Source organism: Flavobacterium sp. YJ01 (assembly GCF_029320955.1).
GTDB lineage: Bacteria > Bacteroidota > Bacteroidia > Flavobacteriales > Flavobacteriaceae > Flavobacterium.
Map to the genome: position 1 here is coordinate 5053052 of NZ_CP119757.1, position 25509 is coordinate 5078560.

Below are 25509 nucleotides of genomic sequence, written 5' to 3' on the forward strand. Positions count from 1 at the left end.
CGCCTTTTTTAAGTTTGGAACTATGTTTCTATGTGTTTAATAATTTCTTGCAATAGGTAAACAATATTAATTTTGATTACAATAAAATGATTTTAAAAACGAAATATACTAAAGCAGTTTTACTAGTTGTTTTTCTTTTTTCGAATGCAACTAAGGCTCAAAAAGCGGTTAATATACAAAGCAGTTATATCGCAGATCCGCCAGTAACAACTAATAGCCATGCTTCGACTTTAGTAGAATACAAGCCAAACGAAATTTTAGCAGCTTGGTTTGGCGGAAAATATGAAGGCGCAAAAGATGTCGGAATTTACATTTCTGCTTATAAAGACAAAAAATGGTCGGCACCAAAAGAATTGATTCAGCCTTTAATTAAAAACGGAGATACTTTGCCTTGTTGGAATCCAGTATTATTCAAAAGTAAAAGCCAGAATTTGTATTTGTTTTATAAAATTGGAAAAAACCCGAGAGAATGGTTTGGCGCTATGATTGTTTCAAAAGATAATGGAACAACCTGGGGAGAACAAAAATATCTTCCGGACGGAATTTTAGGTCCAATTCGAAACAAACCAATCGAAACCGCTCCTGGAGTAATTTTATGCGGAAGCAGTACAGAAAGTGTCAATACAGACGAATGGCGCGTGCATGTTGAAGAATATACCGAAGCAACAGATTCTTGGAAAAAAATTAAAGTAGAGAACAATCAAAACTTTGATATTATTCAGCCAACATTTCTGATTCATGGTACGAGCGATATTCAAATGTTATCGCGAAGCAAACATAATAGAGTAGTTTCTAGCTGGTCTGGCGATAACGGAAAAAGTTGGATTAGAACCAGCAAAATAAACGTTGTCAATTCCAATTCAGGAATCGATGCCTTAACAATCAATAAGAACTTATTTTTATTAGTGAACAATCCGCTTCCGATTGGAAAAGATTGGTTTAACGGACGAAATATTTTAGATGTTGAATATTCTAAAGATGGTTTAAACTGGTCTAAATTATTTGATTTAGAAAAAGAAGAAAAAGGAGAATTTAGTTATCCAGCAATTATCCAAACAACAGACAAAAGAATACATGTTTTATATACTTACGATAGAAAATATATTAAACATACTTCTTTTGAAATCAGTCTTTAATTATAATATGAAATCATTTAGATATCTTTTTTTAGGCGTATTCTTTTATTGCACTTTCGTGAATGCACAAATGGCTAAAACCTTTTATAAACACGATAAATTTTTGTCTTCCGATAAATTGGAAGGCCGTTTTCCTGGAACAAAAGGAAATAATGAAGCGGCGGCCTATATTCAGAAGTACTTCAAAAAATACGGTTTAAAAGAATTCAATAATTCTTATTATCAACCTTTCCGACTTTTTGTAAAAGAAGGAATCAATAAAATGAAATCTGATAGCGTTTCGACACAAAATGTTTTAGGTTTTATCGAAGGTTCTGACCCAAAACTGAAAAACGAATACATTGTAATCGGAGCGCATTACGATCATTGGGGTTGGGGCGGACAAGGTTCTGGAAGCAAACAAAAAGATGCTTTTGCCATTCATAACGGTGCCGATGACAATGCTTCTGGAGTTTCGGCTTTGCTTTGCATTTTAGAAGAAATTTCAAAGCAAAAAGTAAAACCTAAACGCAGTATTATTTTTATTTCGTTTAGTGGAGAAGAAGAAGGATTACTAGGCTCTAAATATTTTGTAAATCATCTTCCAGTTCCAAAAGAAGCCGTAAAAGTCATGCTGAATATGGATATGGTCGGAAGACTGAATGATAAAAAAGAACTTTATATGGGCGGTGCAGGAACGTTTCCAAACGGAGTTGAACTAATGCAAAAACTGCAAGAAAACAGCGGATTAAATCCAGTAATTCATGCTGGTGACGTTGGTGGTTCTGATCATGTTTCTTTTTATAAAGAATCAATTTCTGCAGTTGGTTTTCACACAGGCGGACATCCGCAATATCACACGCCAGATGACGATATAAATCTTATTAATTCAGATGGCGGAGCATTAGTTTCAAAATACATTTATAATGCACTCACACAAATTGCCAATTACGAAGATGTTTTGTTTTTCATTAAACAGAATTAAAAACAAAGCGATTTTCAATCAAAAATAAGTTAGTTAGTTGGGTTTTGTTTGAAAAAGGCGGTATCTATTAAATGTTATAGATACCGTCTTTTACTTTAAAAGCCCACGTTGCCATTGCATCAATAACGGGCAATAATCCTGTTCCAGCTTTGCTTAATTTATAGGTTACAAAAGGTGGTACAACTGGTTTTGCTTCTCTTATAACCAAACCATCTGCTTCTAATTGTTTTAAATGTTGAATAAGCATTTTTTCGGTTACTGCCGGAATTGCTCTTTTTAATTCGCTGTAACGCTTATCTCCAGTCGATAAATGATAGAGAATAATAGGTTTCCAATAACCTCCAATTTTCTCCATAACAAAAGTTACGGGGCATTTCTCCAATGCATATTGCTTGTTTTCCTGAATTGTAGACGATTCTTTAATTGCTGTCATAATACATACTTTAGGGTAAGTACTTGTATAAAAGTAAGTACAAAGATACCTTTGTAATGTTAAATAAAAAAACATTTAAAGATGAAAATTATAATTTCAGGTTCATTAGGAAATATCGGAAAGCCTTTAACGGCTCAATTAGTAAAATCGGGACACGATGTAACGGTAATTAGCAGCAATGAAGATCGCAAAGAGGCAATCGAAAACTTAGGTGCAAAAGCCGCAATTGGATCAGTTAGCGATGCTGATTTTCTTTCTAAAACTTTTTCTAGGGCAGATGCACTTTTTGCTATGACTCCTCCAAATATGGGTGGCGTAAATATCATTCAAAATACTACCGATGCAGGAAACGCTTTCGCGAAAGCTATTCAATCAGCCAACATTCAAAGAGTAGTAATGTTAAGCAGCATAGGAGCTGATTTGCCAACAGGAAACGGACCGATTGCAGGTTTGTATAACATTGAGAAGATTTACGAAAAATTAGATACTTCAATTACGTTTTTGAGAGCGGGTTATTTCTACTTTAATTTTTTCAATGATATTCCAATGATAAAAGGAGCGGGGATTATGGGAGCTAATTTTCCAGCTTCAAACCGTATTCCGTTAGTGCATCCAGAAGATATTGCTTGGGCTGCAGCCGAAGAATTACAAAAAAATCAAGAAGGAAAAAATGTTCGCTATATTATTAGTGATGTAAAAACGCCATCTGAAATTGTAAAAGCATTTGGAACTGCAATTGGAAAACCAGAACTTCCTTGGGTAGAATTTACAGATGAACAATATTTTGGCGGAATGACACAAGCGGGAGTTCTAGAAGAAATGGCTGGTTTATACACAGAAATGGGAACTGGATTAAGAAACGAAACAATCGCTGCAGATTTCCTAAATAAGGATGGAAACGTTGATGGTAAAATCAAATTAGAAGATTTTGCAAAAGAATTTGCTTCAAAATTCTAATTATAATTTTTGAGCGAAATTTAATTTAACACATAGAGACATAGTTTTACAGGCTTCTAAAAGGTGTTTCACTCATTTAAATGCATCCCGAGGCTTCGGGACTATGTGTGAAAGCTAGCTTTTTTTGTAACCTAAAACAAACAATAAAATCTATGTTTCTATGTGTTTAAATTTTGACAACTAGAGTACAAAAAAACATTCCGCTTACTATAAATAGAAGCGGAATGTTCAATTAAAAAAAAACTCAAGTGATGAATTACATACAGTTTGTAATCATAACTGTATAATTTTTAGAATACACCGATATAGTGGTTTCCTGGTTTGTTAACCAATTTAGCACCTTTAGTAACTTTTCCTGTTGGAATATCAATTACATAAATGTTACCGTCTTTTCCAACTGGAGTAACAGCGATATAGAAATTGTTTCCATCAACAACAAAACCTTGGTATTGACCGAAATTTAAATCAGCATCGTAAGCAATATCTTGTACTTTTTGAGCTGTTCTTGCATTCAAATCTAATCTTGCTAAGAAACCTTGCTCAGTTCCTTCGTGAGTATAAACAGCATAAGCAATTCCGTTTCCAACATATCTCCAAGCATCGATGTAAGAACCTTTAATTCCTAAAGCTGAATCTAAACTGAATACATAAGAATTATCATATTCATTGCTTTGGTTGATTTTTAAGATATAAGAACCTTTTTGAGTATCTCTTTGAGTTGCTTGATAAATGTTTCCATCTGTAGCCACAAAACTATTAAAACTTCTATATCCGCTTGTATCACCAAATCCTACAGTCGAAGTAATCACTTTTGGATTTTCTAATGAAGGATAATCAACAACAACAGATTTAGATCCTAAACGAGTAAATGAACTTTCGTTTGTTGCAGGATTAGCTGGATTTGATTTACGCATCCAAGTTCCGATAATTAATTTGTTTCCTGCTTTGTTTAAAGTTGGAGCATCTAAACGGAAAATATGGTGTCCTAGCGCTTCTTCTTCAGCAGTTAACGGAATTTGATATTGTTTGTAACCTGCAATTAAAGTTTGCTGCATATCTAAAGATAGAACAGTAGCAATTCCTCTTGTATTTTTATATGATTTGTCTTCATTAGTGCTTACAACTGGAGTAGCAACGTTTACAGCCACACCCGTTTTATCACCGTCAAAAAGTTTTACCCATCTTGGAGAAGTACCAGCATATTGAGAAATATTAACTTTTGCTGTAGATTCAGCAAAATTGTTTCCTCCAGTTACTTTGTAAGTCATAAACTCACCACCATTTGCACCTGTATATGTGATGTTAAATAGTGTGCTTCCGTCAACAGAAGATTGCAAACGAGCAGTTCTGCTTGATTGTACAGCTTTACCATTTGCATAAACATCTACAGAAAAATTAGGATCGATTGCATTTTCTTTGCTAATAGCATAAACTCTTGTTCCTCCGTTTCCATCTCCTGGATCTGTTTGCATCAAAGCTCCTGCAACTGTAATCCAACGACCGTCTGTTACCGGATTTACAGGATCTGCACTTTTGTTATCGTCGCTGCTACAAGCGGTACTTAATGCTAATGCACCAAATAATAAGCTTGAGGTAAATAATTTAAATGTATTCTTTTTCATTTTTATTGCATTTAAAAATTAATTATTTATTGAATTATTTTAAAATTTATTAAGGTTATAGTTTACTTTCAAGTAAAAAGCTCTTCCAGGTTTTTGAGCGGCAAAATTGTCGTAAACCTGCTCGTCTAGAATATTTCTGGCATCAAAACTTACCGTAAATTGTTTGTTTGGAAAAACATAACTCAAACCTAAATCTTGCGGAAATTGTGCTGTAGTTCTATCAACTTCTAACCAAGAAGTATAAAATGGAGCGACATAACCGCAATAGTAATACAGATTAAGTTCTGATTTGCTTTGAATGACATTTCTAAAGTTGTATTGCAGATTTCCGTTAATAGTGAAATAAGGTTCGTTTGGCAATTGTTTGTTGTAGTGAACCAAAATATTTCCGTTTGAATCGTATTTATCTTTATAAAGAGAATTAAACTTAGAAAGATTCATACCTGCAAAAAAGCGATTGTTGTATGTGTATTGAATAGAAGTCTCAAAACCAACCGATTGTGCTTCGCCTAAATTGACAAAAGGTGATGCCTGAATCGCTTCATTTAAACGATCACTAATCTGACGTACAATTTTACCTTTTGTATTTCTCCAAAATCCATTTCCTGAAACAGTAATTTTATGATTGTTAAGGTTGTAAGGTCCAAATCTGAAACCGGCATTGAAATTATTGCTTTGTTCAGGACCTAAATTAGGATTGCTTATAATGTTTTCGCCAGGACTTCCGAAAATTTCATTTTCATTTGGCAATCTGATTGCTTTTTCAGCAGAAAACATAAACATTACATCACGAAAAAGTGCATAGGAACCAGCGAAACCATAACCGGTATAATTAATTCTTTTTGACAGAATATTTTCTTTAACAACACTCTCACCATTCTCTGTTACAATAGTTGGAGTAGTTTGTTCGGTTTTCATACTATAATTTTTGACAAAAGGATTGGCTCTCAAACGAGATTTAAAAGCAGATATTTCGTAAGAAAAAGAAGAAACTGTTTTGGCTAAATCTCTTGTAACAATGAAATTTCTAGTAATTTCTGGCAACATTTCATCCAGATCATTTCGATCTAAAACATACGTCATTACATTGACCATTACTCTTTGATTTTCTGTAATGTTGTACGTTAAACCAGCACGAGTATTGAAAATATCGGATTTCATGTGATTAATCGTCGGAGCGCCCTGTTGTGCGCCTGTATTAGTCAAAATTGGAGTTCCGTATAAGCCAAGTGCTTTTTCGCCATTCCAATTATAATTCCATTTTACAGTATCATTAATCACATCATTTCTATGGCTGTAAACCGCTACAGCAGAAAAGTCAAGATTTTTAATGATGAAATCTTTTTTATTATAATTTAATGAAATCACATTCGCCATAGCTTCACTAAAACGACCTTTATAAGGTTTCGTCATATATTGCCCGTGCTGAATCTGATTGTAATCTTGAGAACCATTATAGCTGATTGAAAAATTATCTGCCCAATCCACATTGGTAAAACCAGCTTCCAATCTTCCTCCAAAAGAACAGTACATACTTTCGAATCTTTTCGCTCTAATATATTCGTAACGTCCGTTTGGCGCGATATTGTAAACAAATCTTCCCCAAACTTCATAATCGTTGTCAGAGTAGTTTTGAAAAACGTTGGCTTTTACTGTAAATCCGTTTTTATCTCGATAAGAAGCATTTACATTAGATTGAACAGTATTGAAAGAACCATAAGAAACAGATGCGTTTAAGCTGTTTTTGGCTCCTTTTTTCAGAACAACATTAATTGCTCCACCAAGTGAGTCATCAGCTAGATAAGCGGGAACAACTCCTTTAAAAACTTCAATTCTTTCAATTAAAGCTGGCGGAATACTATTTAAACTAAAGGAAGCACCATAAGTCTGAATCGGAACACCATCTATAAAAATTCTAATGGCATTACCAGACATTCCGTTAATGTTATAAGTAACCGCAGAACCTAAACCTCCGTTTTGTCTAATACGAACACCGCCAGAACGATCTAATAAATCGTTGGTTTGAAGATTTCTTTTTGCAGCTTCTTGTGTTTCGATCACATTTACTGCAAATCCTTTTTCTATAATATCTCTTTTAACGCTTTTTCTTTCAATACGAACTTCTTTAAGCGTTTTAGCATCTGTTATTTTTTCTAAATCAATGTCAATTTGTTGAGAAGGGCGATTGACAACAACGTCGATCATTTTTGGTTTAGCCTCCATCGAGGAAGTTTCTAATTTGTAACTGCCGTAAGCAAGTCCTTTAATTTCATATTGTCCGTCTGAGTCTACGACAACATATATTTTTGTTCCCTTAATTTGAACTGCTGCTCCGAAAGCATTTTCGGTATGACCTAGGGTTACTTTTCCTGTAATTTTTCCAGTTTGAGACCAACCTGAAATTGTTATGATTAAAAGGAGAGAAAGAGAGTAAAAAATTCTCATATGTTAGTTTACTGATTATTGGTCTGCAAACTTATATCATAATTTAAATTTAATCTAAATAAAACAATTAGAAGATTATTAGAATTACGCTGAGTTATTTTAATGTTTTTTTAATGTAGATTTTAATGATTAATTGTTAATTGTGAGTTGTTAATTGTGAGTTGTTTTCCTGAGCGAATTCGAAGGATTTACGCAAAGGATTTTAAAGTTTGTTTAGTATTGTTTGTCATTTCGACGAAGGAGAAATCTCCGCTAGAAGCTCGACAAAGATTGACTACTGTTGCGGAGTTACTAGCGGAGATTTCTCCTTCGTCGAAATGACATAAAATAGAAAAACTTAAAAAATATCCTTCGAATTCGCTCAGGAAGACAATTCACAATTGATAATTGATAATTTACAATTTATAAGAGAAGTTTTTCGATTTAATAATTTTGCCTTTATCTGTAATCATCAGACAACTATAATCAGGAAATTTTTGAAGTAAAAGCAAACCTTCTTTTTGACCTAAAACCATCATCGAAGTACTTAATCCATTAGCAGTTTCTGCGTTTGGTCCGAAAACGGTTACACTGCACAAACCAGTTGCAGGATATCCAGTTGCAGGATTTATAATGTGTGAATAGCGTTTTCCATTAAAAACAACAAATTTTTCGTAATTACCAGAAGTTGTGACAGCGCCTTCTTTTAACGGAACTGTTCCAATTAATTTTTCAGGATGGAACGGATTTGTAATTCCGATTTTCCAGTCGTTTCCGTTAGGTTGTTTTCCCCAAGTGCTCATATCTCCAGAACCGTTTATAATTCCCGCTTGTATTCCTTTTTCGAGCATCATTTTACGGCATTTATCGGTCGCATAACCTTCGCCCAAAGCGCCAAAACCAATTTTCATTCCTTTTAATTTTAGAAAAATGGTAGAATTGACACTATCGAGAATGATATTTTTGTAACCTACTTTTTCTACAGATTTTTTTATGGCTTCCGCCGAAGGCATTTCGGTCATAGAACCGTCAAATTTCCAGACACGATCTAAAGCAGCAAAACTTACATCAAATCCGCCATTGGTTATTTCCGAAAGTTTTATAGCTCTTTGTGCCAAATCAAAAACTTCTCGATCTACTTTTACGGGTTTTATTCCAGCATTTTGATTTACTTCAGAAACTTGAGAAGTTGGTTTCCAGTCGGAGATTAAATTTTCAATTCGGCTAATTTCTTCAATAACAACATTAATATTTTGTTCTGCATAAAGAGAGTCTTTATCTACAATGCTAATGTCAAATCGTCCGCCCATTAAAAGTGTTGTTCTTTTTCGTAAAACTTGCGAATTCATTGTAAAACAGCAAGTCATCACAAAAATGAATAAAATTTTATATGAAATCGATTTATACATAAAAATCAGTTTATAGTTTTGATAGGCACCAGCGAAGCAAAATATCAATTATCAATTAACAATTAACAATTAACAATTATCAATTAATAACAATCTGTTAAAAATTGCTTATCTGCTTTATATTCTGCAATAGTTTTTAGCCCTTTTTCTAACAACAATTCACTTAAAATAGCTTCAACATCTTGTTGCATAGCAAGCGAACCACAAATCATAATTACGCCACCTCTCTTCAATAAATTAGCAAAGAACAAAACATCTCTTTTAATCAAATCCATTACATAAATATGTTCAGCTTCACGAGATAGAGCGACATGAAAATTATCTAAATGTTCTTTTTGAATCATAATGGCCGCAAACTTTTTATAAGCCATTAAAGTTGGCGTTTCCATTCTAAATCCGCTATACAAATGCAGTTCCTGTTTGATTTTATTCTGTTCAATCATTCCGAGAAAAGGTGCAATTCCTGTTCCGTTAGAAATAAAAGCAACCTTCGAAGCTTTTTTTGGAATATGGAAAGCTGGATTTTTAATAATTCTTGCTTTAATTGTATTTCCTGGCTCCAAATTATTCAAATATCCAGAACCCAATCCGTCAGGATGAAGTTTAACAACCAACTGAATATTTCCAGAATGATTTCCGATAGAGTAGAGGCGTTCTCTTGAATCATTTGCGGGATAAATCGCCAATAAATCACCAGAACTGAATTTTGCTCTAGAATTAGCTCTTAAAGTCAAAATAAAAGTGTGTTCAGTCTCAGAAATTGGTGTTTTGTCTAAAACCATTAATTTTTGTAAACCTTTCGGAACATGATTGTATAATGAAGGTGTTGTCGATAATGGAATTCCCGTTTTGGCACTCCATAATTTTACCCATTCTACAAATTCTACCGCCGATTTATCATTCACGGTTTGTAAATCTAAATAACGTTCTGTCCAATTTTGATTTTGTAAAAGCTGATCGATTTCAATAGCAAATCCGCAAAAATCTGGATATGATTTAGAACCAAAACCAACTACAGAAAAGTTGATATTTTGTTTCTGATTTTGCCTTTCTAATAAAGTTTTAAATTGCGTTCCGTTCGAAGGCGCATCGCCTAAACCATGTGTTGAAGTAAAAACAATAATATGTTCTGCTTTTGGATAAGCGGTAAACTTGTTTAATTCGCTGATAAAAACTTTATGTCCGTGACTAAGTAATTGCTTCTGAATTGCATTTGCAAACCTAAAAGAACTTCCATTTTCTGAACCCACTAAAAGTATAATAGTACTTTCGCTAGCTTTAAATTTATTTTTAATTCGGCTCGCTCTTCTTTTCAAAGTAATCGCAAATCCAGAATAAATAAAAAATAAAATGTTGATGCAGGCAATTGCTAAAATTATAGCCCAGATTCCATTAATTCTTCCAGTATGAAGATCAAGACTCAATGCCGCATATTGCGTTGTAATTGGCGAAAGTTTTTCAGAAATTACAGCTCCAGTAACCTGATTTACTTCGACTTCGCGATCTTTCAATTCAATGATATAATATTCTTCCGGATCATCTGTAAAAGGAAATTCAATTTTCTTTACATCAGATAATAAAGTCGTTTTAAAAATAGATGTAGTTTTGGCTTTCGCCGAAAGTTCAGTTTTTACAGGTTTTGCTTTTTCTTCACCCATAAAAAAGTTGAATCTTTCTAAGGATAAATAAGTTCCTGTAAGCGAAATAATTAAAATTGGAATCAGAGCCAATCTTCCTAAAAGAACGTGATAATATTGTGCAAAATATTCTTTGATTATTTTAGAAAAGAAATTTCGAATTCCACGTTGTCTTTTTAAAACAAGAACAAAACCAGAAATAGATATTAATAACAAACAAAAAGAAATTACGCCCACAAAAAAACGTCCGGCTTCATGAAGAAATAGTGAACGGTGAAAACTCGTAATCCATTTAATGAATTCTGTCTTTTTTATCGGAGTTCCTAATGCTTTTCCCGTTTTTGGATCAACGTATGCATTTACATCATTTCCGTCTGCATCAATAGCCTGAAGCGTTACAAATTGGTTGTAGTCGACACTCAATTCGGTAATTTCAGGATACGCTTTCTTTAGAGTAGGAAGTGTTTCTCCTAAAGTTATTTTACTGAAATTTTCTGCTTTATACGGAAGTGTTTTTTCCTGAACCGCATCTACAGCGAGAATAATTCCGGTTACCGAAGCCAAAAGCAAAAAAATAGAAGAAAATAAGGCCAGAGCCAAGTGTGCATAACGCCAAAAAGAAAGAGTCATTTAATTTATTCTAGAAATGTATTAAAATATTTAAAGCTTTGTCAAAGATAAAACTTTGACAAAGCTCAGATTTCAATTTTAAGCATAAATAAAATGAATTCATGCCTATGAAAGTTAATAAATAATATACTAAATATTATATTTTGTTTAGCCTTACGTATTTGATATAACCTTTACCATCTGTTTTTTCAGCAAGACCTTCAGTTGTAAGCGGAATTTCAAGATCGCTCACATAATATTTCTGATCTTCTACAGCCGATTCGAAACGTAATTTATATCCTTTATTAATTTTAGAATTTTCAATTTCAATAGTCGTTACACTACGATCTCCACCTGTAACAGAAGCCCCAGTTTTAGCACTGATATCGTCAGATTTTTGTGCAGCGTGAAATTTATTCCATTCTTTTAATGATTTATACCATTTTTTATCGTCACCCATTACGTAAAGCGTTTTTTCGTATTCGCCGCTAGCATTCACTAAAGAAACAACGATATAAGCACCTTCTCCCATGTAATTATTCATTTGAAGCATACATTTGTATTTGCTTGCTTGAGCTTGGGTTTGAAAAGAAAGTAAAAAGATAAAAGCGCTTGTAAGAGCAATTTTTAATATTGATTTCATAAAATTTAATTGTATTGATTGGTAATTCAAATTCCAAATTCCAAAAGTAAAGTTGGAATTTGGAATTTCAAGTATTGATTTATTAATTGTTTTTATTTTAAAAATTCAACCGAAACGTTGTTTTTGGTAAGCAATTCATTTTCTTTAGCCAAAGCGTAAGCCGTTTCATCAAATTCTGTGCTGATTTCTTTTTTTGCTCCAGCAGAAACAAGATATTTTAAAATTGCATCATCTTTAGAAGTCATTGCAGCTCTGTGCAAAGCCGTTAAACCGTCTTTGTTTTTAGCATTAATATCTACTTTCAAATCTGTAATTTTTTTAAGAAGAGAAACATCATTTTTTGTAATTGCCAAATGATATAAAGTGTTTCCGTCTTTTTGAGCTGTTGCTAAGTTTAATCCTTTGTCTTGAAGTAATTTCGCTTTTGCATCAAAAGAATCTACGGCAACTTTTTCTCTTCCAGCTGGGCGATAAGATTGTACCAGATAAACGCCTAAATTGTTTCCGTCTTTATCTTTTACATTTACATCAGCGCCTTTAGCCAAAAGCAAACTTACTGCTTCTGGAGATCCGTATCTAACGGCACTTGTCAAAGCAGATTCTCCTTTTAAATTTTGAGCATTGATATTTTTTACTTTCGGAAGAAATAATTCTAAAGCAGCAGTTTCTCTCGCCGATGCAGCTGCCATTAACGGTGAATTTCCTTCTTTATCAGCTTTGTTTACATCAACTCCTTTTGCTAAGAAATATTCAATAATTTCTTTCTGATTTGGTTTTCCAGCCAAAATATGCAACACATTTTGTCCCGTTTTGTTTTGAGCTGTCGCTTTCACTTTTGCTTCTTCAACCAAATATTTATAAGTTTCTAAAGTATTTGTTTCTCTGCGGCTTCCTTGTGCCGCAATTAAAAGTGCATTGTCAGTTGGTTTGATTCCTTTTTCAAGAAGTTTTTTCAAAAGGGCAATATTTCCAGATCTTGCTGCGTAAGAAAAAGCGGTGTTTCCGTCATTATCAACATCTTTTAAAGACATTCCTTTTGTAGAAAAATATTCTGCGGCTTTTAAATCTTTATCTGAAGCAATTGCTAAAAGCAAAAGATTAGCGCCGTTTGCATATTTTTTTGTCGGATTTACTCCGGCTTTAAAAAATGCATCATACATTGCTGGATTTGATTGTCCGTTTGAAGCCGCAAAATCAGCAGGAGCAGTTCCATGGCTATCTTCGAAATTTACATCAGAACCTTTGCCAATTAAATATTGAACTAATTCTGTATTGCCTCTGTAAGCTGCCCAGTGTAAGTAAATACGATTATCGTGAGTCAATTTTGTGATTGAATTTCCTGGCTGTTCAACTAAAAATTTAATTGTTGCAAAAGGTGCATCATTATTAATAGCTAAAGTGGTAACATCAAATGCGTTTGCGTTTGCCTCTGATGGATTATTTCCTTTAGCGATTTCTGCTTTAACAGTTTCAACAGTTGGAGAAGTCTTCCAAAATTCCGCATCTAACAATGCGTTTTTTTGCTGAGCACTTACAAATAAGCTAGCAGCAAATGCAAAAGAAACGAAAAGATTCTTTTTCATATTTCGATAATTTATGGTTATTGAATTGTACAAGATTAATTTATTTTTGAGGAAATTATTTTTATCTATTTAGAATAAATAAAAATAAAGCAAATGTAGAAATTAATCTTTTTAAATCAAGAATAATTCGTCGTAAAAAGAGAATTATTGCATAGATTTTATAAAATTTAAGAATACCTTAAGCTGATTTTAATTTTTTTTTAATTCAACACCTTTTATAAAATCAAATTCTTTGAAAAATCGCGTTAGTAGAAACGACCAAAAAGGAGTTTATATCTATCTCCGAGCGTTTCCTTGAGTTTTTCTTTGGATTCTTTTACGCTTTCATTTGTAATTTCCAAAAGCTCGGCAATTTCATTATTACTGAAATCAAGTTTTTGCAACAGTAATAATCTTTTATCAGGCTCGCTCATTTCAGGAAAATCTTGATTGAGCAAGATGTAGAATTTTGAACATTCTTTTTCAAATTCTCTTTTAAAAGCACTCCATTCCAATTCTGTCATTAAATGAGATTGCAACAAATCGCTTAGTTTTCCTTTTCTTTTTTCTAAATAATAAAAAGAAGATTTTTCAATATTTTCAATCTCTTTTTTTAGATTTCTTATTTGAACACTTTTCTCTTTTAAATATTCTATTTGTGATTCTAGATCTTCGTGAACTTTTTGCTCCATTTTTTCTTTTTCAGATTCTAGAGCTTTTAATTTTTGTTCGTATTCTTCCTGTTTTACTTTGTATTTTTTGATAAAATAGACAAATACCAATAAAAGAATGCTAAAAACCATTGTAACAATAATGATATAGAATTTTTTCAGCGTTTTTTCATATTTGGTTTTCGCCTCATCAATACTTTGTTGATAATTGTTTTTTTCAATAATCCAGTTGGCCTGATTAATAGCTTCATCACCGTCTTCATTTTCAATAGATTCTTCAATAGCAACCATTCGGCGTCTCAAATTCAATTCATTTTCTGTCGAATTCTGCAACTTTAAGATTTGCAGTTTCAGTTTAATAATCTGCAATTCTGATTTTTTGAAATAAGATTTTGTCACCGCAATATTCTCGGCTTTATTCAAAAAATCAAAAGCTTCCTCTTTCTGATTATTTTTTAAAAGAACTTCTGCCAGTAAAATTGAAGCATACATAGTATTTTGATCGCTTTTATTTTGTTCAGAAATATGAATGTCTTTTTTCAAATAAGTAATTGCGGTTCTTAAATCGCCTTTTTGCTGGCTAACCATAGCTAAATCTCCCAACGCTTTGGCGTATCGAACGTCATCATGAATCTGCGCAGAAATTTTTGCAGTTTCATTTAAATAATAAGTAGCCATTTTATAATCTTGAATATACAGATAATTTAGTCCTATCGAATTAATGATAGAAGCATATTCAGATGTGTTTTTAACAGCTTGTTTTTCGGCAAGTTTTAAATAATGCAACGATTTTTTATAATCGCCAAACGTGTGCAGAATCCATCCAATTCTTTTATAAGTTTCATCGGCATTTATAATTTGTTCGGCTTGGAGCGGTTCGAGATTTTCCATTATTTCTAACAGAAAAGGAGTAAGTTTGATATAATCTCGATAAAAATATAAATAATTAATGTAGTTGAGTTTTGCCCAAATTTCTAAAGAAATATTATGCGAAGTCTTTGCTTTTTTAATGGAATTTAGATAATAATTTTCAGAAGTTTTGTTTCTAGAATTATAATAATTGCTAAAGCCATTTGCGAGCAAGCCTTTATAAATACTCTGATATTTGGTTATTTTATTTAGCGGACTTAGATATTCTTTTAAAGCTGTTGTATCTATGCCAAAATTTTTCTCTTGAAGCAGAATTGACTCAATATTTTTGAGTTCATTTTTTGAAGTTTTGATTTGCAGTTTTTGTGCATTCGCAACAAATGAATAACAGAATAAAATAAAGAAAAATATTTTTTTGGCAGACATTAAATTTGTTTTGGCAGATGAAGTTGTATAGTAAATTTAATAAAAATAATATTTACGAATTTGTAATTGCTTTAAAGTGTTGATTTTTAATCACATGAAACGAAATATTATTTTTTGCCTTTACTGCCATTTTTAGTACGTTTTTAGATGCTAAATTCTAATTAAGATAAACGCAAGTTAAATTATTCTTAAAATAATTTTTTAGGTATTTCTACGCTATTTTTAAAGTTTTTTTAAAGTACTAAAATCAATGATTATTATCTTTTTTCACTTTTAAAAATTGTGAATTATTGCACTTGAGTTTGCTTTTTTAGACGTTTTTAGATGTTAAATTTATTTTCGTGAAAATTGGCACTTAAAAAAGGTGGAATTAGGGTTTTTAAATGAAATTTATAATCCAAGTCAAAATTATCCAAATCGTAATGGTTTGTTTTTAAAAAAGTTAAACTTTTAAAGCCTGAAAAATTTAGTAAAATACTATTTAGAATTATTATTAATAAAAGACGTTTTTTGAAATTGAAATTGTATCAGAAATTGCAATTTTTTAAAAGTGACTGTTGATAACTGTTTTGAATTCTCTTCCAGAAAAGACCTTTTATTTATGTTGATAACTTCAAATTAATTTTAGTGAAAATGCTAGTTCATTGCGAATTAGAACATATTATTTTCCTGTTGATAAAATTTACAAAATCAATCATTTTTAAGGTTTTTAAACTGTTGATAATTGGTAGGATTTTTAACATCTAAAACTGGACAAAAGAATAACTGTAGGTTAAATTTGTATTAATTGAAAAACACGCAAATATCACCTTCAATTGTGCGCTCGAATTTCAGTTTAAATCATGTCACTTAAAATTCTATATATATGTCAATTTTCGATAAAAGAATCAATTATAAACCTTTTGAATATCCAGAGGTTCTCCAATTTACTGAAGCAATAAATAAAGCTTACTGGGTTCATACAGAGGTTGATTTTACTGCAGATACGCAAGATTTTCATGCTCATTTAGATTTGGCAGAAAAAACAGCTATAAAAAATAGTTTGTTGGCAATTGCACAAATTGAAGTAGCTGTAAAAAGTTTTTGGGGTAATATATATGAGCATTTTCCAAAACCAGAATTCAACGGATTGGGAACAACATTTGCAGAATGTGAATTTAGACATTCTGAAGCGTATTCTCGTTTATTGGAAGTTTTAGGATATAATGATGAATTTGAAAGATTATTAGACGTTCCTGTGGTTCGAAGACGTGTAGATTATCTTTCTAATGTATTGAAAGACACTAAATCTCAGGACAACAGAAAATATATGGTGTCGCTGATTTTGTTCAGTATTTTAATTGAAAACGTTTCTTTGTTTAGCCAGTTTGCTATTTTATTGTCATTCACAAGATTCAAAGGATATATGAAAAATGTGAGCAATATTATTGCTTGGACTTCAATTGACGAACAAATTCATGCAAATGGAGGAATTTACATTATCAATAAAATTCGCGAAGAATTTCCAGAATATTTCGATGCCGATACTTTAGAATTAATTAGAGAAACGGTTAAAGAATCTATTACGGTTGAAGCTGACATTTTAGACTGGATTTTTGAAAATGGTCCAGTAGAAACAATCAATAAAGAAGATTTGGTAAACTTTATGAAATTTAGAATTGATGAAAGTTTGAAACAAATTAACATCGAAACTATTTTTAATGTTTCTCCAGAAGAATATTCAAAAATGACTTGGTTTGAAGAAGAAGTTTTTGCAAATAGTTTAGACGATTTCTTTGCTAAACGTCCAGTTGAATATACAAAACACGATAAAAGCATCACAGCAAACGATCTTTTTTAATACAAGCCCAGCATACATATGAATACGATAGACACAAACCCAGCAAATAATTTTGAACAAGCAATAGATACCAAAATGTGGTGGAAAAACTCTGAAAGTGAGCAGATTTTAAACCGCGGATATCTTTTGAAAGGTGAAACAGTAGAAGGCGCAATTGATAGAATTTGTACCGCTGCTTCAAAAAGACTTTACAAACCAGAATTGAAAGAGTCTTTTATGGAAATGATCGAAAGAGGCTGGATGAGTATCAGTTCGCCAGTTTGGGCAAATATGGGAACAGAAAGAGGTCTTCCGATTTCTTGTTTTAATGTGCATGTTCCAGACAAAATTGAAGGAATTACACATAAATTGGGTGAAGTAATTATGCAAACCAAAATTGGAGGCGGAACTTCTGGTTATTTTGGTGAATTGCGTGAGCGCGGAAGTGCCGTAACAGACAACGGAAAGAGTAGTGGAGCAGTTAGCTTTATGAAACTTTTTGACACAGCAATGGATACGATTTCTCAAGGTGGAGTTCGTCGTGGTGCATTTGCAGCGTATTTAGATATTGATCACCCAGATATCGAAGAATTTTTGAAAATTAAAAGTATTGGAAATCCAATTCAGAACTTGTTTACAGGAATCTGTGTGCCAGATTATTGGATGCAAGAAATGATTGATGGCGATGCAGAAAAAAGACAAGTTTGGGCTAAAGTTTTAGAAAGCCGTCAACAAAAAGGATTGCCTTATATTTTCTTTAGTGATAATGTAAATAAAAACAAGCCGCAAGTTTATAAAGATCAGAATCTTAGAATTAACGCTAGTAATTTATGTAGCGAGATTATGCTTCCGTCAACTCATGATGAATCGTTTATTTGCTGTCTTTCTTCTATGAATTTAGAATTATATGATGAATGGAAAGATACTGAAGCGGTAAAATTGGCGATCTTTTTCTTAGATGCTGTTTTACAGGAATTCATCGAAAAAACAGAAGGAAACTATTATCTTTCTGCGGCTAATAAATTTGCCAAAAGACACCGCGCACTTGGTTTAGGAGTTTTAGGATGGCATTCTTATCTGCAAAAAAATATGATTCCTTTTGAAGGAATGGAAGCCAAAATGAAAACAACAGAGATTTTCAAACATATCAGCGACAAAGCAGATAAAGCAAGTCAGGATTTGGCGAGAATTTACGGAGAACCAGAATTGCTTAAAGGTTATGGAAGACGTAATACTACAACAATGGCAATTGCTCCGACAACTTCATCTTCTGCTATTTTAGGACAAACTTCGCCAGGAATTGAACCTTTCAGCAGTAATTATTACAAAGCTGGATTGAGCAAAGGTAACTTTATGCGTAAAAACAAATACCTTAAAAAACTGCTTGAAGAAAAAGGTTTGGATAACGAAGAAGTTTGGAGAGGAATTATGCTAAACGGAGGAAGTGTTCAGCACATGGAACAATTAACTCAGGCTGAAAAAGATGTTTTCAAAACATTTAAAGAAATCAGCCAGTTAGAAATTGTGCAGCAAGCAGGAATTCGTCAGAAATTTGTAGATCAAGGACAAAGTTTAAATCTTAATATTCCAGCAGAATTGGCGATTAAAGATGTAAACCGATTAATGATCGAAGCTTGGCAACAAGGTGTTAAAAGTTTATACTACCAAAGAAGCCAAAGTGTTTCTAAAGAATTAGTAACAAGTCTTGTTTCGTGCAGCAGTTGCGAATCATAAAAAAAACAAAAGCCGAATCTGAATTTAGATTCGGCTTTTTTATTTAAAGAATTATTTATTGTTGTTGTTTGCTATTCTAAGAAACAAATAATCCTCAGAAATTATTTTTTAAATCTATGAAAATAAAGTTATCATAAAATAGTAATTTAGTGCCAAAATTTACAATCCAAAATCAATAAATACCACCAGTAAATGGAGAATATTACCGTAATTATAATGCTGCTTTTTGGCGTAGCTTTTCTTAGCCTTGTTAGTAAAAAGTATAATTTTCCAATTCCGATTGTTTTGGTTTTGTGCGGTGTTATTATTAGCGTTTTTGAAGGACTTCCGGTGATAGCTTTAAGCCCAGAAGTGGTATTTATTATATTTCTGCCGCCATTATTGTACCACGCGGCGTGGCATACAAGCTGGTCCGACTTTAAGCAGTCTGTCAGACCAATAACTTTAGCCGCCGTTGGTTTGGTGTTTTTTACAACAGGTTTGGTTGCTGTCGTGGCGCATTGGCTTATAGATGATATTTCTTGGCCGTTAGCTTTTTTATTGGGCGCAATTGTTTCTCCCCCAGACGCAGTTTCTGCAACAGCCATAACAAAAGGTTTAGGACTTAATCCGAGATTAATTGCTATTCTTGAAGGAGAAAGTTTAGTAAACGATGCGAGTGGTCTTGTAGCGTATAAATATGCTCTAATGGCAATTACGGCTGGAAATTTTGTTTTATGGCAGGCAGGTTTAAATTTTGTTTTAATGTCTGTTTTAGGTACAGCAATTGGTTTGGCTGTTGGCGTTGTAATGTACTATATTCATAAAAGATTTGTTTGCGATGATATTATTGAGGTAACGCTTACTTTATTAACACCATTTGCATCTTATCTAATTGCAGAGCATTTTGAAGGCTCAGGAGTTTTGGCTGTAGTGGCAACGGGGCTTTTTCTAGCTGCTAGATCTGGAACCATTTTTTCTCATGAAAGCAGAATTATGACCAATACAATTTGGGATGTCTTAAACAATATTTTGAATGGATTAATCTTCATTTTAATTGGGCTCCAATTAAGGCAAATTATCAGCGGGATTAGTAATTATTCTGGAAATTCGTTATTCATTTGGGGCGCTGTAATCAGTATTGTGGTTATTTTAGTTCGCTTTTTATGGGTGATTCCGGCAACAATTATTCCAAGAATGCTCAGTAAAAAAATTCGTGAAAAAGAAGAATTCGATTATCGAAATATGATCATTTTTGGCTGGTCAGGAATGCGTGGCGTAGTTTCTATGGCGGCAGCACTGGCTCTTCCATTAATGTTGAATAAAACGGAAGAATTTCCGCTTCGAAATTTAATCATATACTTGGTTTTCTGTGTCATACTTTCAACTTTAGTTATTCAAGGTCTGACACTTCCTTGGCTTATAAAAAAGCTTAAAATTGAACGTTATTCCATACTTGCTGAAGAATATAATATTCGAAATGTAATTGTATCTGAAACGATTGCACATATTGAAGATAATTTTTCTTTGCTAGACGATGAATTGCTCCATAATATTAAAAGTAAATATGAAGTTAAATTTAATCGACTGCAAAAAACAGAGCTTCCTTCTAACTTTTTCGGGAATGGAAAAGTTTTAGGCGGACAAATTTTTAATGAATTTACCAAAATTCAGATTGATCTTTTGAATGTTGAAAGAGGGAAATTAGAATCAATGCACAAGTTTGGCTCTGTAAATGAAGAAATCTTCCGTAAAATCGAAAAAGAATTAGACTTGGAAGAAACTCGTTTGTGGATGGAAATGTACGAGGAATAGTTTATTTAATTGTGAATTATTAATTGTTGATTTTTAACGATATTCAGCTTTGTCAAAGTTTAAAACTTTGACAAAGCTTTTTTCTTTTTAAAGATTTTAATTAGGAATTTTCACATCACTCATTGCTAAATTCGCACTTGCTTGCGCAACAATTTTAAAGGTATTTTTATTAATAACTTCAGCTTTGATATTGATAATCGTTTTGCCTAACTTTTCAAGTTTAGTTTTAACAATAACCGTTTGATTTTCGAATACAGGATTAAAATAATCGATGTATAAATTGATGGTTGGATAAAATTTTTCAAGTCCTAAAACCATAAAATTGACGCCAATACAATCGTCAATCATTCCTGCGGTCACGCCGCCATGAAGCATTCCAACGGGATTAGTCATTTCTTTTCTGATTTCAAATTCAAATTCAACTGATTTTTCTTCAACAGCAATTACTTTTCCGTTTAGCCAATGTGCAAAAGGTGAGGGACTGTCTGTAAAATGTTTTCCAATAAAACTTTGAAGAAACAATAATCTTTTATTTTCCATATTTATGCGGATAATTTGATGCTGTTTTTTAAAGGATTAATTAGTTTATAAGCTGTTTTTGGAAAAAATCGGCTCAAGAAATAAATTACTTTTGTGTCGCCTACGCGAATGGTGTAATTATTTTTATGAATTCCATCAACAAGTCCTTTTACAAGTGTTTCTGGAGTTATTGTTTTGGCATCGATACCTTTTGCCATTTCTGTTGCAACTAAAGGCGGTAGTAATTCAAACACTTTAACATTGGTTTTTGCTACTTCCAAATGGTTTCTAAGTGAAGCGGTATAAAAACGAAGTGCGGCTTTTGTAGCAGAATAAGTTGGAGCCAAATTCGACGGAACATAACTCAAAACTGAAGTTGTATTGATAATGGCACTTTCTGGTCGGCTTTGAAGCATTTTTAGAAATAAATTATTCAATCTTACAATAGCTAAATAGTTTATATTCATTTCGTAAGCCGCCATTTCTGTAATTTGATCGTTTGTTTTAGCTAAATTATTTATAGGATTCGCAACACCTGCGTTATTGTAAAGAATATCAATTCCGCCCAAACCTTCTATTTTTTTATAAAGCTGTTCTGCTTGCTCTGCATCAGCAACATCATTTTGAATAGCAATAATTTGTGGATGAAGCCTTTTTGCGTCATCTAATTTTCCTTGATTTCTTCCTGTAATAATTACTTTGGCGCCTTCTGCCAAAAACTGTTTTGCAGATTCTAAACCTATTCCTGACGCACCGCCAGTAATTAATATTGTTTTACCTTTTAAGTCCATTTTTTTCTGATTTTAAAGTGTATAATTTGCTTTGTTTAAGAATATTAAATAAATTTGCTTGCATTTTGCAAGTACAAAGATATTAATTACTTGCAAAATGCAAGTTATATTTTAATTTATTTTTATGAAAGCTTCTAAAAAAAGATCAAATTGCCCAATAAATACTTCTTTAGAAATCTGGGGAGATAAATGGTCATTATTGATTATCAGAGATTTGATGTTTAAAAAACAATGTACTTACGGCGACTTTTTAAAATCAGAAGAAAAGATTGCGACTAATATTTTAGCCAGCAGGCTTTTAATTTTAGAAGACAATGATTTGATTACTAAACTAAATCATCCAGATAGTAAAGCCAAAGTTTTGTATCAATTAACAGAAAAAGGAATTGAATTGTTTCCTGTATTAATCGAAATCAGTTTGTGGGCTGAGAAATATTACGAAATCCCAGAAGAAAGAAAAATTGTGCTCGAAAAAGCAAAACAAAACAAAACAGCCTTTATAGAAAAAGGAATTAGAAAGATGAAAGAAGGTTTATAATTGTTAATGATTAATTATGAATTATGCTTTAGTTGTCTTTCTGAGCAGAGTCGAAGAATCTATGCAAAGTATTAATTCATCAACCATCAACCATCAACCATCAACCATCAACCATCAACCATCAACCATTAAATCACCTTCATTTTCTGCATTAAAAAAGTGGCACTTTTGTTTTTACAAATTCCGTTTCGGAGTTTATAATCGAAATGTAAATCGTTGTTTAGAATCTCAACTTCAAAACATTGATTGGTTAGAATTTCGGGAAATTCATTTGTAGTAAGACAAACTTCAATGTCATGTGTGGCGATTGCGCCGATTGCTTTTTTAGAAATTATTTTCTTTACCACTTCAATAGTTCCGTTTCTTTTATCATCAGAATTTGTACCTCTTAAAATCTCATCTAATAAAACGAAAGCTGGCTGATTTTCAAGAGCATCCATAATCTGTTTTAAACGTTTAATTTCAGCAAAAAAGTAAGATTCAGAATCTGAGAGAGAATCTGATAATCTCATTGAAACTAATACTGGAAGTGGATTAACTTTAGCTTCTGAAGCACAAACTACTGAGCCAATTCCGCTTAATACCATATTGATGCCTAAACTTCTTAAAAACGTACTTTTTCCAGACATGTTCGAACCTGTCAAAATCACAAAAGATTGCGGGTAAAATTGAGTGTCATTTCCAACTCTTGTTGCTGGATTTAATAACGGATGACTTAGATTTTTAAATTCGATAATATGTTCTGAATTGATTTCTGGAAAAACAAAATCGTCGTTATTATATGCCAAATTAGCAAGACTATTTAGAGTTTCAATTTCTCCAATAATAGAAATCCAGTTATCAATTTCAGAAGCATAATTTTCTTTCCATTTTAAAAGTGCTCTTAAAACATGAAGGTTAAATAAAAATGTTCCGTTAAATAAAGTAGCTGTAAATAAATTACTTATAGTATCCATTCTCGAGAACAATTCTGAAAGCTGTTTTAAATGCTGACTTGCTTTTTCGTTCTTGAAATTTAATTGCTCTTGTAAACGAATTAACTTTTTTGATTGAAAAGATTCATTCTCGATTTTTTCAATTAATAAACCATATTGCTTTATAATTGTATCGATGTTATCTGCCTTTGCAATTTCAGATCGAATTCTTTTTGTAGCGAATCCTAGAATAATCATATTGACAATAAAAACATACGTTAGGTAAGAAAGCAAAATGGTTTTTGAAGTAATAAAATAAGAAGTTAATAGTCCGAAAAAGAGTATAGGAAAAATTATAGAAAGTGCAACTAAAACTTTAGGCAAAGTATTATTTTTAAAAGAAATCCAATACTTTATGGCTTCATAAGATTGTTTAGAATCTTCGCCAATAATTGCTAAAGCTTGAAATTCTTGTCTCCAATCTATTTTGTTTTTTAGTTCGTTTACTGCTTCTTGATTTTCTAAAATAGAGTCTTGAGGTAGTGTATGCAATAATAAATTTGCAAGTGTTTTTTTTCCGATAAAAGAAGCCGTTCTGTTTAAATTTTGAAATAAAGAATGTTCTCCAAAAATATCCAAATCGTATGCATACGGATGATGAAAATCGATAAATTCAGCTCCGTTTTCAAAAGATGTCTTTTCTCTTTTTAAGAAAGCAATTTCATTTTTGTTGATTTTTAAAAGAGTATCAGCGAGGAGTTTTTGAAATGATAATTTGGAATGAATTCTCATTAAAACAATAAAACCAGCAAAAGATAGAACAGCTAATATTACATAAAGTATTTCGTCTGTTTTAATGTAATTAAATATAAAAAACAAAAAAAGGAAAATACTTAATAACCTCAAAAGGCTAATACTGTTGTATTTTTTGTTGGTTTTATGATATAAATCTGAATAGATATTGATTTTGTCTTGATATGCTTTCATTCTAAAATTTGCTTGAAATACAAATATAGTTTTTACGTTATAAAATCAATAGATATTCTCGTTAATCTTCGTGCATAACCAAAATTGGAATTGGAACTTCTTTTGTTATTTTTTTACTGAAGCTTGAATCGAAAATGCTTTCAAAGAAAGAACGTTTGTGCGTAATTGTGGTTAGAATATCAATGTCTTTAAAAAGAACAAAATCAAGAATAGTCTCTTTTACGTCGTCACTTGGTAAAACTAAAAATTCTACATTTTCTGCTGCAAATTCTCTTTCAAATTCTTTTCTTGCTTCGTCTGTAACATCAGAATTAGAAGTTTTTACATATAAACTTTTAACCTTCGCATCGGTCTTTTTTGCGATTTTCAATATTTTTTTAAGCTCTTTTTTGTCTTTCTCGCGATAGCGTGTTGTAAAACCAATTGTTTTTACTTTTTTGTATTTAGCCTCAATTGGAACACACAACACAGGAACTTCAACACCAGAAATTACAGATTCTGTATTTGAACCTGTAAAGAATTTTGTCCAATCAGAAACGCTATTTGTTCCCATAATAACAAAATCTGCTTTGTCTTCTTCAACCGCATTTTTTAAGTTGTAGATCAAATCACCATCCATCAATCGGTGTTTAATTACAATATCATCTAATTTGCGTTCGGCTGCAATTGTTCGAAGTTTCGGGATTTCATCTTTAAACATTTCAAATTTAGCCAGTTCAATCGAACTGTATATTGAGGCATAATTCTCTGGAAAGAATTGGCTGTCGTAAACCGGTATTTCAAATGTATGAAGCAAGATCAATTCGGCTTTTACAACTTTAGCAAATTCTAAAGCGTGGATAAATGCATTTGTGGCTGCATCTGAGAAATCGGTAGGGAATAATATCTTTTTCATCGTATTTAGAATTAAGGTTTGTCTCTCAAATTTACTCATTCTAGAACTAAAACAACCTGATAATTATCAGTATTTTAACACTTAATAATTTGTTAATATGTTCATTTTCTTGAAAATTTTGATTTTTGTTATTTGAAATGATTTTAGGCTTTTTT

Annotated in this window: 19 protein-coding genes; 7 read left to right on the plus strand and 12 right to left on the minus strand. The window is 32.1% G+C overall.

Annotated elements, in window-relative coordinates; genetic code table 11:
• Positions 1–86: 86 nt before the first annotated feature.
• Both P0R33_RS21685 and P0R33_RS21690 read left to right on the plus strand, forming a co-directional pair.
• Positions 87–1136, plus strand: coding sequence for a sialidase family protein (locus tag P0R33_RS21685; RefSeq protein ID WP_276173248.1), 1050 nt, complete (start codon positions 87–89; stop codon positions 1134–1136).
• Between the two features lie 7 nt (positions 1137–1143).
• Entirely contained in the window at positions 1144–2100 is a 957-nt protein-coding gene (locus P0R33_RS21690; RefSeq protein ID WP_276173249.1) for a M20/M25/M40 family metallo-hydrolase, read from the plus strand.
• A gap of 67 nt (positions 2101–2167) precedes the next feature.
• Here the strand turns inward: P0R33_RS21690 and P0R33_RS21695 are convergent, their stop codons facing one another.
• Complete coding sequence (locus P0R33_RS21695) at positions 2168–2533, minus strand: helix-turn-helix domain-containing protein (RefSeq protein WP_276173250.1); 366 nt, start codon at positions 2531–2533, stop codon at positions 2168–2170.
• Positions 2534–2614: 81 nt separating this feature from the next.
• Between P0R33_RS21695 and P0R33_RS21700 the strand changes: the two genes are divergently transcribed.
• Positions 2615–3490, plus strand: a complete 876-nt coding sequence (locus tag P0R33_RS21700; protein ID WP_276173251.1) for an NAD(P)H-binding protein — start codon at positions 2615–2617, stop codon at positions 3488–3490.
• Positions 3491–3780: 290 nt separating this feature from the next.
• Here P0R33_RS21700 and P0R33_RS21705 read toward each other — a convergent pair whose 3' ends face one another.
• The 7 genes from P0R33_RS21705 to P0R33_RS21735 all read right to left on the minus strand — a co-directional run bounded on the left by P0R33_RS21705 (position 3781) and on the right by P0R33_RS21735 (position 15363).
• A complete protein-coding gene (locus P0R33_RS21705) occupies positions 3781–5112 on the minus strand; it encodes a hypothetical protein (RefSeq protein ID WP_276173252.1) in 1332 nt (443 codons plus the stop codon).
• 39 nt (positions 5113–5151) lie between these two features.
• A complete protein-coding gene (locus P0R33_RS21710) occupies positions 5152–7557 on the minus strand; it encodes a TonB-dependent receptor (protein WP_276173253.1) in 2406 nt (801 codons plus the stop codon).
• A gap of 395 nt (positions 7558–7952) precedes the next feature.
• Entirely contained in the window at positions 7953–8945 is a 993-nt protein-coding gene (locus P0R33_RS21715) for an FAD:protein FMN transferase (RefSeq protein WP_276173254.1), read from the minus strand.
• Between the two features lie 83 nt (positions 8946–9028).
• Complete coding sequence (locus tag P0R33_RS21720; protein ID WP_276173255.1) at positions 9029–11212, minus strand: PepSY domain-containing protein; 2184 nt, start codon at positions 11210–11212, stop codon at positions 9029–9031.
• Between the two features lie 136 nt (positions 11213–11348).
• A complete protein-coding gene (locus P0R33_RS21725; RefSeq protein WP_276173256.1) occupies positions 11349–11834 on the minus strand; it encodes a DUF2271 domain-containing protein in 486 nt (161 codons plus the stop codon).
• Positions 11835–11926: 92 nt separating this feature from the next.
• On the minus strand, positions 11927–13417 hold the full coding sequence (locus P0R33_RS21730; RefSeq protein WP_276173257.1) for an ankyrin repeat domain-containing protein: 1491 nt from the start codon (positions 13415–13417) through the stop codon (positions 11927–11929).
• A 245-nt stretch (positions 13418–13662) separates the two neighbouring features.
• A complete protein-coding gene (locus P0R33_RS21735) occupies positions 13663–15363 on the minus strand; it encodes a tetratricopeptide repeat protein (RefSeq protein ID WP_276173258.1) in 1701 nt (566 codons plus the stop codon).
• Between the two features lie 865 nt (positions 15364–16228).
• Between P0R33_RS21735 and P0R33_RS21740 the strand changes: the two genes are divergently transcribed.
• From P0R33_RS21740 to P0R33_RS21750, 3 genes are all read left to right on the plus strand, one after another.
• Positions 16229–17203, plus strand: a complete 975-nt coding sequence (locus P0R33_RS21740) for a ribonucleotide-diphosphate reductase subunit beta (RefSeq protein ID WP_276173259.1) — start codon at positions 16229–16231, stop codon at positions 17201–17203.
• An 18-nt stretch (positions 17204–17221) separates the two neighbouring features.
• The gene (locus P0R33_RS21745) at positions 17222–18916 is read left to right on the plus strand and encodes a ribonucleoside-diphosphate reductase subunit alpha (protein ID WP_276173260.1); all 1695 of its coding nucleotides are present in this window, start codon (positions 17222–17224) and stop codon (positions 18914–18916) included.
• A 192-nt stretch (positions 18917–19108) separates the two neighbouring features.
• Positions 19109–20710: a Na+/H+ antiporter gene (locus P0R33_RS21750; RefSeq protein ID WP_276173261.1), complete on the plus strand. Its 1602-nt coding sequence runs from the start codon at positions 19109–19111 to the stop codon at positions 20708–20710.
• 96 nt (positions 20711–20806) lie between these two features.
• Here the strand turns inward: P0R33_RS21750 and P0R33_RS21755 are convergent, their stop codons facing one another.
• Together P0R33_RS21755 and P0R33_RS21760 are read right to left on the minus strand one after the other, a co-directional pair.
• Positions 20807–21250 carry a PaaI family thioesterase gene (locus P0R33_RS21755; protein ID WP_276173262.1) on the minus strand — a complete coding sequence of 148 codons (444 nt, stop codon included), beginning with the start codon at positions 21248–21250 and terminating at the stop codon, positions 20807–20809.
• 2 nt (positions 21251–21252) lie between these two features.
• The gene (locus P0R33_RS21760; protein ID WP_276173263.1) at positions 21253–22020 is read right to left on the minus strand and encodes an SDR family NAD(P)-dependent oxidoreductase; all 768 of its coding nucleotides are present in this window, start codon (positions 22018–22020) and stop codon (positions 21253–21255) included.
• Positions 22021–22144: 124 nt separating this feature from the next.
• Here P0R33_RS21760 and P0R33_RS21765 point away from each other — a divergent pair, with 124 nt between their 5' ends.
• On the plus strand, positions 22145–22558 hold the full coding sequence (locus P0R33_RS21765; RefSeq protein WP_276173264.1) for a helix-turn-helix domain-containing protein: 414 nt from the start codon (positions 22145–22147) through the stop codon (positions 22556–22558).
• A 128-nt stretch (positions 22559–22686) separates the two neighbouring features.
• Here P0R33_RS21765 and P0R33_RS21770 read toward each other — a convergent pair whose 3' ends face one another.
• Complete coding sequence (locus P0R33_RS21770) at positions 22687–24459, minus strand: DNA mismatch repair protein (RefSeq protein ID WP_276173265.1); 1773 nt, start codon at positions 24457–24459, stop codon at positions 22687–22689.
• Between the two features lie 61 nt (positions 24460–24520).
• Positions 24521–25354, minus strand: coding sequence for a universal stress protein (locus P0R33_RS21775; protein WP_276173267.1), 834 nt, complete (start codon positions 25352–25354; stop codon positions 24521–24523).
• Positions 25355–25509 lie beyond the last annotated feature (155 nt).

Coding starts and splice junctions, on each gene's coding strand:
- P0R33_RS21730 (WP_276173257.1), bottom strand. CDS start 13,417: ATGAAAAAGAATCTTTTCGTTTCTTTTGCATTTGCTGCTAGCTTATTT.
- P0R33_RS21720 (WP_276173255.1), bottom strand. CDS start 11,212: ATGACTCTTTCTTTTTGGCGTTATGCACACTTGGCTCTGGCCTTATTT.
- P0R33_RS21760 (WP_276173263.1), bottom strand. CDS start 22,020: ATGGACTTAAAAGGTAAAACAATATTAATTACTGGCGGTGCGTCAGGA.
- P0R33_RS21745 (WP_276173260.1), top strand. CDS start 17,222: ATGAATACGATAGACACAAACCCAGCAAATAATTTTGAACAAGCAATA.
- P0R33_RS21725 (WP_276173256.1), bottom strand. CDS start 11,834: ATGAAATCAATATTAAAAATTGCTCTTACAAGCGCTTTTATCTTTTTA.
- P0R33_RS21750 (WP_276173261.1), top strand. CDS start 19,109: ATGGAGAATATTACCGTAATTATAATGCTGCTTTTTGGCGTAGCTTTT.
- P0R33_RS21765 (WP_276173264.1), top strand. CDS start 22,145: ATGAAAGCTTCTAAAAAAAGATCAAATTGCCCAATAAATACTTCTTTA.
- P0R33_RS21695 (WP_276173250.1), bottom strand. CDS start 2,533: ATGACAGCAATTAAAGAATCGTCTACAATTCAGGAAAACAAGCAATAT.
- P0R33_RS21700 (WP_276173251.1), top strand. CDS start 2,615: ATGAAAATTATAATTTCAGGTTCATTAGGAAATATCGGAAAGCCTTTA.
- P0R33_RS21690 (WP_276173249.1), top strand. CDS start 1,144: ATGAAATCATTTAGATATCTTTTTTTAGGCGTATTCTTTTATTGCACT.
- P0R33_RS21715 (WP_276173254.1), bottom strand. CDS start 8,945: ATGTATAAATCGATTTCATATAAAATTTTATTCATTTTTGTGATGACT.
- P0R33_RS21735 (WP_276173258.1), bottom strand. CDS start 15,363: ATGTCTGCCAAAAAAATATTTTTCTTTATTTTATTCTGTTATTCATTT.
- P0R33_RS21710 (WP_276173253.1), bottom strand. CDS start 7,557: ATGAGAATTTTTTACTCTCTTTCTCTCCTTTTAATCATAACAATTTCA.
- P0R33_RS21685 (WP_276173248.1), top strand. CDS start 87: ATGATTTTAAAAACGAAATATACTAAAGCAGTTTTACTAGTTGTTTTT.
- P0R33_RS21775 (WP_276173267.1), bottom strand. CDS start 25,354: ATGAAAAAGATATTATTCCCTACCGATTTCTCAGATGCAGCCACAAAT.
- P0R33_RS21740 (WP_276173259.1), top strand. CDS start 16,229: ATGTCAATTTTCGATAAAAGAATCAATTATAAACCTTTTGAATATCCA.
- P0R33_RS21755 (WP_276173262.1), bottom strand. CDS start 21,250: ATGGAAAATAAAAGATTATTGTTTCTTCAAAGTTTTATTGGAAAACAT.
- P0R33_RS21705 (WP_276173252.1), bottom strand. CDS start 5,112: ATGAAAAAGAATACATTTAAATTATTTACCTCAAGCTTATTATTTGGT.
- P0R33_RS21770 (WP_276173265.1), bottom strand. CDS start 24,459: ATGAAAGCATATCAAGACAAAATCAATATCTATTCAGATTTATATCAT.